Source organism: Candidatus Accumulibacter vicinus (assembly GCF_000584955.1).
In the GTDB taxonomy this organism is placed as follows: domain Bacteria; phylum Pseudomonadota; class Gammaproteobacteria; order Burkholderiales; family Rhodocyclaceae; genus Accumulibacter; species Accumulibacter vicinus.
Genome location: NZ_JDSS02000020.1, coordinates 2,009 through 16,515 on the forward strand (window position 1 = coordinate 2,009; position 14,507 = coordinate 16,515).

Annotated in this window: 10 protein-coding genes; 5 read left to right on the forward strand and 5 right to left on the reverse strand. The window is 61.3% G+C overall.

Features of this window, described 5'->3' with window-relative positions; translation table 11 throughout:
• Positions 1-78 precede the first annotated feature (78 nt).
• Positions 79-2,751 (reverse strand): HAD-IC family P-type ATPase, encoded by a 2,673-nt coding sequence (locus CAPSK01_RS08100; RefSeq protein WP_034925346.1) that lies wholly within the window; start codon positions 2,749-2,751, stop codon positions 79-81.
• Positions 2,752-3,168: 417 nt separating this feature from the next.
• Between CAPSK01_RS08100 and CAPSK01_RS08110 the strand changes: the two genes are divergently transcribed.
• The 3 genes from CAPSK01_RS08110 (at position 3,169) to CAPSK01_RS08120 (ending at position 7,602) form a co-directional block, all read left to right on the forward strand.
• Positions 3,169-4,098 carry a hypothetical protein gene (locus CAPSK01_RS08110; RefSeq protein WP_273703331.1) on the forward strand — a complete coding sequence of 310 codons (930 nt, stop codon included), beginning with the start codon at positions 3,169-3,171 and terminating at the stop codon, positions 4,096-4,098.
• Between the two features lie 300 nt (positions 4,099-4,398).
• Entirely contained in the window at positions 4,399-6,045 is a 1,647-nt protein-coding gene (gpmI, locus tag CAPSK01_RS08115) for a 2,3-bisphosphoglycerate-independent phosphoglycerate mutase (RefSeq protein WP_034925079.1), read from the forward strand.
• A 117-nt stretch (positions 6,046-6,162) separates the two neighbouring features.
• On the forward strand, positions 6,163-7,602 hold the full coding sequence (locus CAPSK01_RS08120) for a DUF294 nucleotidyltransferase-like domain-containing protein (protein ID WP_034925081.1): 1,440 nt from the start codon (positions 6,163-6,165) through the stop codon (positions 7,600-7,602).
• A 102-nt stretch (positions 7,603-7,704) separates the two neighbouring features.
• On the opposite strand, the gene CAPSK01_RS08125 is transcribed toward CAPSK01_RS08120, so the two are convergent.
• Both CAPSK01_RS08125 and CAPSK01_RS22355 read right to left on the reverse strand, forming a co-directional pair.
• Positions 7,705-7,980, reverse strand: coding sequence for a hypothetical protein (locus CAPSK01_RS08125; protein ID WP_034925084.1), 276 nt, complete (start codon positions 7,978-7,980; stop codon positions 7,705-7,707).
• A 75-nt stretch (positions 7,981-8,055) separates the two neighbouring features.
• On the reverse strand, positions 8,056-8,565 hold the full coding sequence (locus CAPSK01_RS22355; protein WP_273703332.1) for a phasin family protein: 510 nt from the start codon (positions 8,563-8,565) through the stop codon (positions 8,056-8,058).
• A gap of 359 nt (positions 8,566-8,924) precedes the next feature.
• On the opposite strand from CAPSK01_RS22355, the gene typA reads away from it, so the two are divergent.
• Positions 8,925-10,763 (forward strand): translational GTPase TypA, encoded by a 1,839-nt coding sequence (gene typA / locus CAPSK01_RS08140; protein WP_034925088.1) that lies wholly within the window; start codon positions 8,925-8,927, stop codon positions 10,761-10,763.
• A 65-nt stretch (positions 10,764-10,828) separates the two neighbouring features.
• Complete coding sequence (locus tag CAPSK01_RS08145) at positions 10,829-12,436, forward strand: 4-hydroxyphenylacetate 3-hydroxylase N-terminal domain-containing protein (protein ID WP_034925090.1); 1,608 nt, start codon at positions 10,829-10,831, stop codon at positions 12,434-12,436.
• A 53-nt stretch (positions 12,437-12,489) separates the two neighbouring features.
• On the opposite strand, the gene CAPSK01_RS08150 is transcribed toward CAPSK01_RS08145, so the two are convergent.
• Positions 12,490-14,199 carry a ShlB/FhaC/HecB family hemolysin secretion/activation protein gene (locus tag CAPSK01_RS08150; RefSeq protein WP_273703333.1) on the reverse strand — a complete coding sequence of 570 codons (1,710 nt, stop codon included), beginning with the start codon at positions 14,197-14,199 and terminating at the stop codon, positions 12,490-12,492.
• Between the two features lie 17 nt (positions 14,200-14,216).
• Positions 14,217-14,507 (reverse strand): hypothetical protein (locus tag CAPSK01_RS22360; protein WP_273703334.1); only part of this gene is annotated, 291 nt, incomplete at its 5' end.

The window sequence follows — 14,507 nt, forward strand, 5'->3', positions numbered from 1 at the left end:
GATTCGGTCCCTAGCCGTTCCCGAAGGCCGCGCCCTGGCGCGGCTTTTTTGTGCCCGTATCAACATCTGCCCGGCGCGTCAGCGATGCCCGCGCACCTGCTTGTCAATGCCCACGATGAGATAGGCAAGCACGCCGACGGAAAGAATTTCCAGCCACTCCAGCCAGCCGATCGCTGCGGTGGCGAACAGGCGATTCATCAGCGGCAGGTAAGTCAATGAGATCTGCAGGAGAACCATGATCAGCACGCCATACCACAGCGCACGATTCGAGAACAAGCCGACGCGCCGTGCAGAGCGCGTCAGCGAACGACAGTTGAAGAGGTACATTGTCTCCACGACGACGAAGACGTTGACCGCGACGGTACGTGCTTCGGCAAGCGAATGCCCCTGTGCCAGTTCGCGCAGGAAGAGTCCAAAGGAACCGACCAGCAGCAGCACACTTACCAGGACGATCCGCCAGACCAGCGCCGCATCGAGAATCGGCGTTTCCGGCGGTCGTGGCGGGCGATGCATGACGGCATGTTCAATCGGCTCGAAGGCCAGCATCAGGCCGAGAAAGACCGCCGTCGTCATGTTGATCCAGAGAATCTGCAAAGGCGTGATCGGCAAGGTCGCGCCGGCGACAATCGCGGCCATGATCACCAGGCCTTCGCCGAAATTGGTGGGCAGCGTCCAGGTGATGAACTTCACCAGATTGTCGTAGACTCCTCGGCCTTCTTCGACCGCTGCTTCAATGGCAGCAAAATCGTCGTCGGTGAGCACCATATCGGCGGCATCCTTGGCGACCTCGGTGCCTGCCAGTCCCATGGCGATGCCGATGTTGGACTGCTTGAGAGCCGGCGCGTCGTTGACCCCGTCGCCGGTCATCGCCACGATCTCGCCGTTGGCCTGCAGCGCACGGACCAGGCGCAGCTTCTGCGCGGGCTCGACGCGCGCATAAACGTTCACCGTCCGCAGTACGCCGCGCAGCGCTTCGTCGTCGAGCGCCGCCAACTCGCGACCCGTGAGGGCACGCTCGCCGGCCTTGGCAATCCCCACTTGCCGGGCAATCGAGAGCGCCGTGCCGGCATGGTCGCCGGTGATCATCTTGACCGCAATACCGGCTCGGTGACAGGCCTTGACGGCGGCGATCGCCTTCGGGCGGGGGGGATCGACCATCCCCAGCAGGCCGATGAATTGCAGCCCGGCATCGGCACTGGCGGCATCGAGCGAGCGCGTCGCGCCGACGGCGAGGCGCGCCACGGCGAGTACCCGCAAGCCCTCTGCCGCCATGCTGCTGGCCGCCAGTTCGATCTCGTCGTTGCGCAGTGGTGCCGTCAGACCCTCGCTATCGAGCATGCTGACCGAGCGTGGCAGCAACCGTTCGAGCGCACCCTTGAAATAGGCGAAGTGCACGCCCTGGATCTCATGGAGGGTCGCCATGTATTGGTGTGCCGAATCGAACGGGATTTCATCGAGGCGTGGAAACAGTTTCTGCAAGGTTCGCTCATCGAGCCCGGCCTTGCGGGCAACCACCAGCAGCGCGCCTTCGGTAGGGTCGCCAACCACTTCCCAGTGCCGGTTGTTCTTGCAGAGTTCGGCGTCGTTGCAGAGCACACCGGCCAGCAGGCATTCCCTCAAGGCGCCTTCGATCTGTTGGCCCTCCCCGATCTTGCCGTTTGGCGCATAGCCACTCCCGCTGACGGCCGTTCGCACGCCGCCGGCGTAGATTTCGCGCACCGTCATCTGGTTCTCGGTCAGCGTGCCGGTCTTGTCCGAACAAATGACGGTTGCGCTGCCCAGGGTTTCAACCGCCGGCAGCTTGCGGATGATGGCCCGTCGTTTGGCCATGCGCGAAACGCCGATGGCCAGGGTGATGGTCATCGCCGCCGGCAGTCCCTCGGGAATCGCGCCGACTGCCAGTGCGACCGCGGCCATGAACATGGAGAACGCCGATTCGCCGCGCCCCATGCCGACAGCAAAGGTAAGCATCGCCAGCAAGCCGATGGCGATCAGCAGCCAGTTGCTGAAGACCGTCATCTTGCGCGTCAGTGGCGTGGTCAAGTCCGGCGCCTCGGCAATCAGCCGAGAAATGCGACCGCTCTCGGTGTGATCACCGGTGGCCACCACGACCCCGGCTCCTTGTCCGCTGATCATCACGGTGCCCGCGTAAGCCATGTTGCAGCGCTCGGCGAGCAGCGTATCTTCCGGAAGCGTCTCTTCGTGTTTGGCGACCGCTGCCGATTCGCCGGTCAGTGCAGATTCAATGGCCTGCAGGTCCTTGGCACGAAACAGGCGCAGGTCGGCCGGAACCTTGTCTCCAGCCGCCAGAAGAACGATGTCGCCAGGTACCAGCATCGTCGAGGCGAGACGCTGTTTACAACCGCCACGCAGGACGGTCACCTCGCTGGCCAGGGAACGCGCCAGCGCCGCCAGGGCATTCTCGGCATGGCCTTCCTGAACGAAGCCGATCACCGCGTTGATCAGCGTGACGCCAAAAATCACTCCGGAATCGACCCATTCGCCGAGAATGGCGGTCACCACGCCTGCCAGCAGCAGCACCAGGACCAGCGGTTGCACGAACTGCAGGGCAAAGCGCAGCAATGGCCCCCTGCCCGGCTTCGCCGTAATCCGGTTTTCACCATGTGCCGCACGGCGGCTGGCGACTTCGATTTCAGCAAGCCCCTCCGCAAAACTGGCGGCCAGGCGGGTCGCCGCTTCGTCGGCAGGAAGGCCATGCCAGGAAATCGTTTCGCCTGGCCGTTCGCTCACCTTGCCACCTGAACCATCCAATACCCGCAGGCAAAGACCGCTGACCTGGATGCATTGGCAAACGCGGTCGAATACCGACCGCCTCGGGCCGCTGCCTGGCCGCAATCTCTTGTTCGTCATCGTATCTTCCCAGTGCTCTCGGGTTCTCGTGATAATCCTGAGAACTGGCGCCGACAGCGCGCCATGTTTGGAGGCAGGCGATTACCCGCGCCAGATACCCGGCTTGTCGGAAGTATGGATCAAGCAGATCCACGGTGTCGAAAAATTTTACATTTGCCGCATTGCCGGTATCATGTACCCAATAACCAATTGATATAAAGCTCTCATCAAACCAGGACCGATTCTTGCTTATATTATGTAATGAGCCAGATCTGTGAAATGATTTCGCGTCGGACAGGATGCAGGTTGCTTCAGGTGATGATGCTGGCGTTCTGGACCCTGGCTGGCGCGCTGGCATCCCCCATGGGAAACGATACGGGTGGCCTGTCGGCCGCCGCCGGCAGCAGTCACCAAGGTCCGGTTGTCCCGGCGGCGCTGGTAGGCATGGGTGTCCCTGCCGGGCAAAATGCGCTTGCGCCCCTGCCATCTTCCTTACCGGCGATTGATAAACACTCTCTCGCACCCGCTTCTTCAGCAAGAGCGACGAAGTCGCCAGAAGCGCTGTTCGCACCATCGCAGCACGGAGTCGACACCGCTTCAGACCCGGCCGGCTTAGTGGAAACTGATTCGTTATTGGCGGTGCCGCGGACCATGCTTGGCGGCAAATCTCAGCCACAGTTGGCCGCCTCGGCGCCGGGCCAGGCACCTCCTGTCCATCCCAAAACCGATCAACCTGCCGATGAAATCGCACGGGTACTCAACGAGTTTCAGGAGTCTGCGGCGGAGGTGATTGCGGCTGCAATCGATCTCAACAAGAGCCCGCAAGGGCGGCTGACCTTCTCGCTGGCCGGCGTCGAGGGGTTTCACTATTCCTCGCAAGGCGGAGAACTGACTTTGGGATACGGCGAGACCTCGCTGTCCATCCTCGAGCGCAATGCCGGTCAATCTGACCCGCAGCGCGTGTCCACTCAGAGTGCTCACCCGACGTCGCAGGACTTTGAAGGTGCCCATGAACTGATCGAGTTGGTCAAGGAAATCCTCAGCTACCCATTGCTCTGGGTGATCATCTTTTTCATGGTGACCGGCAAGGTCGCACTGGAAATTGCCAGCCGACGAGCCAGAAAGCGAACACGCCGGAGACGTTTTGAAAACAGCCAGTCGGCGAAGGAGCAGCGCACCCGCAAGCGCATGCGCATGCGCATCCGGCTCAAGCGCTCGCCATCGAGCATTAGCGTCCCGCAGAATTAATGTGAAAGTCGCGTTAGCGACTCACGAATCTCCCCTCCCCACTTGTGGGGGAGGGGTCGGGGGAGAGGGAAACGGTCATGACTTTCATGATCCGGGGTGCCTTGCAAAGTCATGACCGTTAGCCCCGTTGCAAGGCCACCAGGCGCCTTGGCGTCCTCTGCAGAGGCTTTCAAGTATCCGTTTTCAAATGGGATTGTTTGTCAGTCCGGGGCGCATGGCTTGCGGTATACTGGAGCTGTTGCCGCTGCCTTTCAATCCGCGGCCCACGCTCACACCTCTTTACTTTCCCAGGACTCCATCATGTTGCAGAAGTCTGCCTCTTTCCCTGGCATTCAGGGCCCGATCGTAACGATCGTCATGGACGGCTACGGCATTGCCAAATCCGATGTCGGCAGCGCGATTGCGGCTGCCAGAAAACCGACTCTCGATCATCTTTTCGCCAACCACCCGAACATCACCTTGCGCGCCCATGGCACTGCTGTCGGCATGCCTTCCGACGAAGACATGGGCAATTCCGAGGTCGGTCACAATGCCATCGGTGCCGGCCAGGTCTACAGCCAGGGCGCATCGCTGGTCGCTGACGCCATTGCCTCCGGCTCGATATGGCAAGGCGCTGCCTGGCAGCAGATCATCGCCGGTGCCAAGGCTGGGCGTGGGGTGATCCACTTCATCGGCCTGTTTTCCGACGGCAATGTGCACAGCCACATCGATCACTTACGAGCGATGGTCCTGCGCGCCAGCGAGGAAGGCGTGCCGGTGGTGCGGATTCACATTCTGATCGATGGGCGTGACGTTCCCGAGACCAGCGCACTCGAATATGTGCTGCCTTTCGAGGCCTTCCTCGCCGAGGTCAGCCGCGATGGTTTCGATGCCCGCATTGCCTCGGGCGGTGGCCGCATGAACATCACCATGGACCGCTACGAAGCGAACTGGAACATGGTCGAGAAAGGTTGGCAGACGCATGTTCTCGGCAAAGGCGAGCAGTACCAGAGCGCGTCGGCAGCAGTGCAGGCACTGCGCGTCAAGTTTCCGGGAACGATTGACCAGGATCTGCCTGCGTTCGTCATCGCCAGTGATGGCCAACCCGTAGGGACCATCGAGGATGGCGATTCAGTGGTCTTTTTCAACTTCCGCGGCGACCGCGCGATCGAGATCACGCGTGCTTTCGAAGAAGCGGGTTTCGACAAGTTCGACCGCGTCCGCATGCCCCGCGTGACCTATGCCGGTATGCTGCAGTACGACGGTGACCTCAAGCTTCCCAAGCGCTTCCTGGTCGATCCGCCGGCCATCCTCGACACCATGGGCGAGTGGTTTGCCAAATCCGGCATTACCCAGTTTGCCTGTTCCGAAACACAAAAATTCGGACACGTGACCTATTTCTGGAATGGCAACCGCTCAAATAAATTCGACGGCGAGACCTACCAGGAAGTGCCCAGCGACGTGGTGCCCTTTGAACAGAGACCGTGGATGAAGGCCGCGGAGATTGCCGACGCAATGATCGAAGCCTTGCAGAGCGGCCAGTACCGGACCTTGCGCTGCAATTTTGCGAATGGCGACATGGTCGGCCACACGGGCAGTTTCCGTGCGGCGACAATGGCCATCGAGGCCGTGGATCTGCAACTGGCGCGCATCCTGCCGGTCGTCAAGGCGCTCGGTGGCGTGGCGCTGATTACCGCTGACCACGGAAACGCCGACGAAATGTACGAAATCGACAAGAAGACCAGGCAACCGGCACAGAACCCGGACGGATCGTTCAAGGCCAAGACCTCGCACACCCTCAATCCGGTGCCGTTGATCCTCTATGACGCAGTCACTGGCGGCAAGCTGGGTCTCAGGCCGTTGCCCGGCGCTGGTCTGTCGAACATCGCCGCGACGATCACCCATCTGCTCGGCTTCGAAAAGCACGCCAAGTGGGATGAAAGCCTGCTGGAGGTCAGGCAGGGGTAGAACCGGCCAAGGCCGGGAAGCCAGTCAGTCGAACGGCGCCGGGGAAACCCGCGCCCAAGGACGCGAGCGGACAGCCAACCCGCTGTATATACCAGAAGACACAAGGAGCAGCGACTGATGGCTGAAGAAGGTCAGTTTTTTCGCCCGGTAAAGGATTTCTGCCAGCGCACCGTGGTTACCTGCGAACCGGATGATGCGCTGGTCGAGGTGGTCGGAACCATGCGGGAGAAGAACATCTCCAGTGTCGTGGTCTGCGAAAACCATCTGCCAAGCGGCATCATGACCGACCGTGACCTGCGCAACAAGGTCGTCGCTGCCGGCATCGATCCGTCTACGCTCGCCGTCCGGGCGATCATGAACCGCCCATTGTCGGTGATTGGCGAGAACGATCTGCTCTACGAAGCCCTGTATCGGATGTCACGCGAGCGGATCCATCGCCTGGTGGTCGTCGACGGCCAGGGCAAGCTCTCGGGAATCATTACCGACAGTGACATCATTCGCCTGCAATCGCACTCTCCGCATCAACTGGTGCTCGACATCGAGAATGCCAGAGACCTCGAAGAACTGAAAACGGTTTACACGAGAATCCAGGACCTGGTCCTTCACCTCAGCGGCAGCGGCACCAGGACGCGCGACGTGGTGCGCATGATTGCCCATCTTAACGACCAGATTCTCCTGCGCCTGATTGCCCTCATTCGCCAGAATCGTTTCTCCGACCTGCCGGAACGTTTTGCCTTTGTCGTGCTCGGTAGTGAGGGGCGCGGTGAACAGACCTTGCTCACCGACCAGGACAATGCCATCATCTATGGTGACGAACTCGGGCCTGACGAGATCCGGAAGATCGAAGAATTCTCGCAGGTGCTGATCGATTCGCTGATTGCTATCGGCATTCCCCCCTGCACGGGCGGAATCATGGCGAACAACAAGGAGTGGCGACGCAGCCTCGGCAAGTGGAGCGATCAACTCGACCGCTGGTTACAGGCACCCACTCCGAACCATGTCCTCAGTTGTGGCACGTTTGCCGACATTCGCACCATCTACGGCGACCCTTCCTTTGAAGAGCAACTCAAGACGCAGGTCTACAAGCACGTGCAGCGAAACGAATTGTTCCTGATGCGCATGGTTGAGAACACCCTGCGCTTTGTCCCCCCGATCGGCTGGTTTGGCAAGATCAAGAGTGAGAAGGACGGTGAGCACTCAGGCATGCTGGAGATCAAGAAAGCCGGCATCTTTGCCCTGTCCGAGGGCGTCAAGGCACTCGCGATTCAGGCCGGCAAGCTCGAGGGCAGCACCCACCAACGCCTGGAAGCGCTGCTCAGGGACAAGGTGGTCAACAAGAAAATGGTGGCCACCATTGCCGAGAGCTTCGACTTCCTGGTTTTGATGCGCCTGCGCGGACAGGTGGAAGCGCTGAGCGAAGGGCGCAAGCCCGACAACTACATCCCGCTCGAGCGGTTGAACATGATGGAGTTCGGCAGGCTGCAAATCGCCTTGAAAGGCGTCGTAAAATTCCAGGAGTTCATCAAGGGCCATTTCAAGCTGCATCTGCTCAGATGACCCGGCAGCAGCGTCATGCCGGGCACGGGCATGTCGCGCGTCGGGTGCATTCTCGCCTGACCGCAGGTTGTGAAAACGCATGGCACGGCTGCGTGCGCCCGCTCAAAACAGGTTCACCTCCGAATCGTCGTCCTTTTTTACGCCCGGTTTGCGCCCGCGCGCCGGCGTCGGCGGATCGCACGAGAGGCGGCAACTGATGCCCTCGATCTTCCGGCCATCGATGAAGCGAGTGACCCTGCAACAGATTACGTCTCCCGATGCAGCGAGCCGAGCGATCTGCTCGCGTAACTCGACGATCGGGATATTGAGCGCCTCGGCCATATCCACATCAAGTTGTTCCGCATTGGCTCTCAGGTAAGCAACAATCGTTTCGGTCATCTGACTATCCCCAAAAAATGCCTTCGCGAACTGGAAAGGTATGGCAGTTTGCGCCGCAGATTCAATTCTGGCAATTCAGCAGGATTTGATCAGCCTGGCTGCTGCCACCTGACCGACAGCTGCCGAGCTCTCCGTCAGCAATTTGACGTCTTTGCCATCATTCTGGCCGTCCTTCGAGAGCAGCGATTTCACGGTCCCGACCGCGAAATCGACAACCGGGGAAAGATTCTGGCGGCCCTTGGCGAGTGTCTTCACCAGACCGCGACCGAGGCCACCGACCTGGCCTTCGTAGACATTGACAAAGACATTCGACGACTCGTTCCAGATTTCGTATACACGCCGCGAGTAGGCTATCGACTGCTCGACGGCGGCCATGGCGATCGGTTGCCGCAGGGCCAGCAGACCCGACAGATCCCTGACCGCGGTCAGGGCGTTGAGGTTTTCGTGACCGCGCTCGGCGACGGCCCGTGCCGTCTGCAGATTCAATGCCGCCAACTGGCCGACGCCGTCCAGCGCAGTATTGACCACTGTCATGAGCGCATCAAAAGTGGTGACGCTGGTGAATTTCTCTATCGGGTTGTACATACCATGCTCCTTGAGGTTGCGAAATATTGCCCCGGCTTCGCATCACCTGAGGTCAATTGCTGCGGTGCAGCGAAGATATGATTCTAACGGTTAATGAGCGCTTGTCAAGCTTTTGTTGCGCTGCAACATGACTGCTTGGACTGCCAACCTGCCGGTGCCTGGCCATATGCAATTGACCGGGATCGCAGAGGCGCTGCGCGAAAGGATGCTGACCGCCTCTTTCAGCACCGTCGATTGCATGCGCAGGCAGTCGGCCTGGCGGCAAGGCGATGGCGCGCCGCTGCCGCCGTTTCTGCGGCGCAACAGGCAGCCCCCGCCCGTGCTAGAATAGCGCCCCTTCTTCAAAGGCTTAACCCAATATGTCCCGCGCCGTCCGCAACATCGCCATCATCGCACACGTAGACCATGGCAAGACCACTCTGGTGGACAAGCTGCTGGTTCAGGCCGGCAGCTTCTTGGCCCATCAGCAGATCACCGAGCGGATGATGGACTCGAACGACCTCGAAAAGGAACGGGGAATCACTATCCTGGCCAAGAATCTGGCGGTCGACTATGCGGGCGTACATATCAACATCATCGATACGCCGGGACACGCCGACTTCGGCGGCGAGGTTGAGCGGGTTCTGTCGATGGTCGACGGTGTCCTGCTGCTGGTCGATGCCGTCGAAGGACCGATGCCGCAGACCCGTTTCGTCACCAAGAAGGCGCTGGCCCTCGGTTTGAAACCGATCGTGGTGGTCAACAAGATCGACCGCGACGGCGCGCGGCCGGACTGGGTGATTGACCACACCTTCGACCTCTTCGACAAACTCGGTGCCAACGACGATCAGCTCGATTTCCCGGTGATCTACGCGTCCGCACTCAACGGCTATGCGACATTGGATCTGTCGAAGCCCTCGCCCGACATGCGGCCGATGTTCGAAACCATTCTCAAGCATGTTTCGCCGCCGCATGCCGACGAGATTGACGGGCCGCTGCAACTCCAGATTTCCGCCCTCGACTACTCGAGCTATGTAGGACGCATCGGGATTGGCCGCCTGCAACGCGGGCGTCTGAAACCGGCGCAGCAGGTGATCGTGATGTACGGACAGGCTGACGACCAGGGCAGGTTCGAACATGGCCCGCCAAAGACTGCCAAGGTTGGCCAGGTGTTCGGTTTCCGCGGTCTCGAACGGGTGCCGCTCGATGAAGCGATTGCCGGCGACATCGTGCTGGTGACGGGAATCGACGATCTCTCGATCGGCTGCACGATCACCGATACCGAGCAGCCCGAAGCACTGCCGATGCTGCGCATCGACGAGCCGACGCTGAACATGACCTTCATGGTCAACAACTCGCCTTACGCCGGCACCGAGGGCAAATTCGTCACCAGTCGCCAGATCGGCGAACGCCTGCGCAAGGAACTGCTGACCAACATGGCACTACGTGTCGAGGAAACCGCCGACACCGACAGCTTCCTGGTCTCCGGCCGGGGCGAGCTGCATCTGACGATCCTCCTTGAAACCATGCGTCGCGAGGGTTATGAACTCGCGGTCGGGCGTCCGAAAGTGATCATCAAGGAGATCGGGGGGGAGGCCTGCGAACCCTACGAACTGCTCACCCTCGACGTCGAGGAAGTGCACCAGGGAGGCGTCATGGAAGCGCTCGGCTATCGCCGTGGCGAACTGCAGGACATGTCTTCCGATGGACGGGGCCGTGTCCGTCTCGAATATCGCATCCCGGCGCGCGGACTGATCGGTTTCCAGGGGGAGTTCCTCAACCTGACCCGCGGTACCGGCCTGATGAGCCATGTTTTCGACGAATATGCGATAGTCAAAGGAGAAATTCCGGGCCGCCGCAACGGCGTCCTGATTTCCGCCGAGAAAGGCGAAGCCGTCGCCTATGCGCTTTGGAAACTGCAGGAGCGCGGACGAATGTTCACCGTTCCCGGTGACAAGCTCTATGAAGGTATGGTGATCGGTATCCACAGCCGTGAAAACGACCTGGTCGTCAATCCGATCAAGGGCAAGCAACTGACCAACATACGTGCTTCGGGAAACGACGAAGCGGTTCGCCTGGTGCCGCCGGTCGCACTGACGCTGGAGTCGGCGGTCGAGTTCATCGACGACGATGAACTGGTCGAAATCACGCCGAAGAGCATCCGCATCCGCAAGCGCCTGCTCACCGATAACGAGCGCCGCCGGGCTGCACGCGAATAGATGACCCGAGTGAATGTGTCGTCCGGACACGCCTCGATCAGCCAACACCAAGTCAGGGTAAATCGATGACCGACAGCAATGGCAATGGCAGGCCATCCAGCCGACTGATCAGCGGCGCCGAGTACCGCGACTCGCTGCGCCGCTACACGCCGAAGGTCTACGTCGATGGCGAACCGATCGCTTCGGTTGCCGATGCACCGACGCTGCAGCCGGGAATCAACGCGCTTGCCGTCAGCTACGATTTCGCGCTCGATCCGGAGAAAATCCCACTGATGACTGCCGTGCAGACCGGCAGCGGCGCGACCGTCAATCGCATGCTGCATATCAACGAATCTGCAGGCGACCTGTTGAACAAGCTCGAAGCGGTGCGCATCCTCTGTCAGGAGACCGGTTGCGCACAACGCTATCTGGCCCACGATGCACTCAATGCGATCCATCAGGTCAGCGCCAGAATCGATGACGCGCGCGGCGGCAACGAGCATCGGGCGCGCTTCGCGGCCTATCTCGAAGAGGTGCAGGCGAGCGACTGGTCACTGGGAATCGCCATGACCGACGCCAAGGGCGACCGCTCGAAGCGACCGCACCAACAGGCAAACCCGGACACCTACGTACACATCGTCGAGCGCAACCCTCGGGGGATCGTCATCTCCGGCACCAAGGCAATCGTGACCGGCGCACCGTACATGCACCAGTTCCTGATCATGCCCAGCCGCAACATGGGTCCGGCCGATGCCGATTTCGCGGTTTGCTGCGCGCTGCCGGTCGATGCGCCGGGGCTGACGATCGTCGCCCGACCGGCCGGACGCCCCGGCGATAAGCTTGAACACGGCGCGGCACTGTTTTCACGGCGCTACGGGCAATCGACCGCGGTGCTCGTTTTCGATCGCGTCTTCGTCCCCTGGGAGCGGGTATTCTTCGCCGGCGAGTGGGAGCATTCCGGGTCGCTGACCTACCACTACGCCACCCACCACCGTCATAGCTGCATCGCCGCGCGCGCCGGCTTCGGCGACCTGCTGATCGGCGCCGGAGCCCTGATGTGCGAAGCCAACGGCTTCGATCCGGGCCGCAAGGCGAGCCTGCGCGAACCAATGGTCGAACTGATCAAGATCACCGAGGGCTTTTTCGCCTGCGGCGTCGCCGCCAGCGTCTACGGGACACCAGACCCCTACAGCGGCAGCTTCATGCCCGAAGCGGTGTTTGCCAACATCGGCAAGCTGCTGCTGGCCACCCAGATCTACGACATGCATCGCCTGGCGCACGAAGTGTCGGGCGGCTTGATCGTCGCGCTGCCCGGCCCCGACGAAGACCACAACCCGGCCACCGCTGCGACCCTTGCCGAGGTGCTGCGCGCCCACCCCGACGTGCCCTACGACAAGCGCATCGCAGTCGCCCGCTTCATCGAGGATCTGACCGTGTCGTATCAGGGCGGCTGGTATTCGGTGATCAGCCTGCACGGGGGCGGCTCGCCGGCCGCCATGAAACAGGAGATCTGGCGCAACTACCCGCTCGGCAGCAAGGTCGAACTGGTCGAAAGGCTGCTGGACCGTGGCGTACTGCATGATGCGGCGCGTGCGATCACGCGTAACCGCCAACCCGGACGCTGTTGCGACGCCGGCTGTTCGCCACCGGGGCAGGCGATCATGGTGCCGCTGCCGCGCTCCGGCAAGGCTTGAGAGCCCGGTGTTTCAAGCCAGTTTACCACCAGACCACAAGCAGTTCCCGCAGGCTAAAAGAAGTTGTAATTGAGCTGGAAGTTGATCCCTTTATCCTGAAGATTGCCGCCGTTGCTCCGGACAAAATCGGGATGATTGAGGCGTTTGGCGAAGCTGAAATCCAGGCTGACGCCCTCCCAGCGCATGCGGGTGACCAGACCCATCGAGCTCAGCGTATCGGCGGGTTCACTCTGGTTCTTGCCGCGGCCGTAGTCGTAGAACGGGATCAGCGACAGGTTGAATCCCTTGCCCGGGTTGCGCACCAGCGGATAATCGAATTCGACATTCACGATGGTTCCGGTGTCGCGGATCATCTGGTTTTCGCGATAACCGCGTACCGTATGAACACCGCCGATCGACATCCGGTCAAGCGGCAACAGCCGGTCCTGGGTCTGCTGGAGATTGCCGATCAGGATGAACTGGGCGCCGTTTTCCAGGACTCGCCGCGCATATTGCGCCTGGCCGAGCCAGATCGTGTAGTGGCTGTCCGGTTGCGGCGTTCCTGCGGGAAGCCCGGCGATTTCCTGAGCATTGTTGCGGGCCGAAGTGAATGTCGAACGCAGCGCCAGCACCTGACTTTCGGAGCGATAGGCGTACTCCTGCCAGAAACGCCAGGCCGACACCCGGGTGACCCCGTCGGGCTCTCCCGGGATGAACGAGAACCGCCGTCCCAACAGGGTGGTGCTGTTCTTCCTGTCGACGCGGTTGACCCCCAGGGTCAGCTTGTGCTGGAGCGTTTCGACAAAGACCTGACTGAGACCGAAATCCCGAGTGTCGAGGACGCTCTTGATATCCAGATCCTGCAAGGGGTCTTCGATGACCGTCGAGTCTTCATGATCGTACTGGAACGAAAGCCGGGTGCCGATCTGGTTCAAAGGCATCTGCCAGCCGACACTGTAGCGGCCGTTCGCGCCACCCTGGGTCGAGTCCTGTACGCTGCCATTGAGCACGTCGCCCTGACCGGTCAGGTTTCGCAGCCAGCCGCTGAGACCATAAACGTTGGAACCGATCGAGGGCGGACGGTAGTTGTTGGCAAAAGCCGTGAGCTGGTACGGGCGCGCCCGCAGCACCTCGACGTCCAGAATCGCCTCGCCAAGGCGGGCATCGGGGATCAGGCGAGCATTCAGGCGTTCGAACAGCGGATCGTCGAGCAGCAACTGGAAGCGTTCGCGCAGGGTATCGACGTTCAATGCCCCATCACTGCTCCTGGTGAGCCGCTGGCGGAGATAGTTCTCGTTCAGGCGCTCCAGGCCATGCAGGCGGACTTCGCTCAAGCGGCCCTCGATGATGTCGAAGGTGACGGTGTCGCCGTCGATGGCCTCCTTGCCCAGCAGGGCGCCGGAATTGATATAGCCCCGATCGACGTAATGGCGGCTCAGCTTCTGCCGCAGATCCTCCAGTCCGGCCGCATCGAGCGATCGGCCGGCATACCCTGCGGCGACCGCAGCAAGTTCGCTGGTCGGGATGACGCGATTGCCGCGAAAGCGGATTTGATCGATCCATACCGACTCGCCAGCCGCTCCCGGTGCAGGAATCGCTGGCTCCGGAGAAACCGGCGGCAATTGAAAGCCCTCCTCAGGTTTGGCCGGCAGGTATTCCGGTCGCGTCGGTTCCTGGACGTTGAGATGGTCGATCGCCTCGGCCGCAAAAGCAGCTGGCGGCAGCCCCATCAGTAACCCGAACAGTGCCACGGGAATGAACGTGCAAGTCGTATGAGCGCGCATGGGAATTTTCCGGGTCATCAACTGGCACACCCCCAGGAGGCGAAGGTCAGCCGCGGATCATCCGGCGAGGGCGACAGCACGCGATCAGCAAGCGGCGTTGCGGTGAACAGCGGGCCGGGGCCGAGCAGGTCGCGGGCAGAGGGCGCCAAACCGCCGCGGCCGGTCTGTACCAGCGAACTCCCGCCGGTGATCCGGCACGAGTGGTGTCCCAGTCCGCCGCTGTCGAGCAGTTGCACGTTGAATCCGCTCAGCGCGCCCGAGATGTCCAGCAGGGGCGTGCTGATCTGGACCACCCCGCTCACCCCGGT

Bases quoted from the DNA above. Each gene is read 5' to 3' on its own strand.
- CAPSK01_RS08110 (WP_273703331.1), top strand. From the start codon at position 3,169: ATGATGCTGGCGTTCTGGACCCTGGCTGGCGCGCTGGCATCCCCCATG.
- gpmI (WP_034925079.1), top strand. From the start codon at position 4,399: ATGTTGCAGAAGTCTGCCTCTTTCCCTGGCATTCAGGGCCCGATCGTA.
- CAPSK01_RS08120 (WP_034925081.1), top strand. From the start codon at position 6,163: ATGGCTGAAGAAGGTCAGTTTTTTCGCCCGGTAAAGGATTTCTGCCAG.
- CAPSK01_RS08125 (WP_034925084.1), bottom strand. From the start codon at position 7,980: ATGACCGAAACGATTGTTGCTTACCTGAGAGCCAATGCGGAACAACTT.
- CAPSK01_RS22355 (WP_273703332.1), bottom strand. From the start codon at position 8,565: ATGTACAACCCGATAGAGAAATTCACCAGCGTCACCACTTTTGATGCG.
- typA (WP_034925088.1), top strand. From the start codon at position 8,925: ATGTCCCGCGCCGTCCGCAACATCGCCATCATCGCACACGTAGACCAT.
- CAPSK01_RS08145 (WP_034925090.1), top strand. From the start codon at position 10,829: ATGACCGACAGCAATGGCAATGGCAGGCCATCCAGCCGACTGATCAGC.
- CAPSK01_RS08150 (WP_273703333.1), bottom strand. From the start codon at position 14,199: ATGCGCGCTCATACGACTTGCACGTTCATTCCCGTGGCACTGTTCGGG.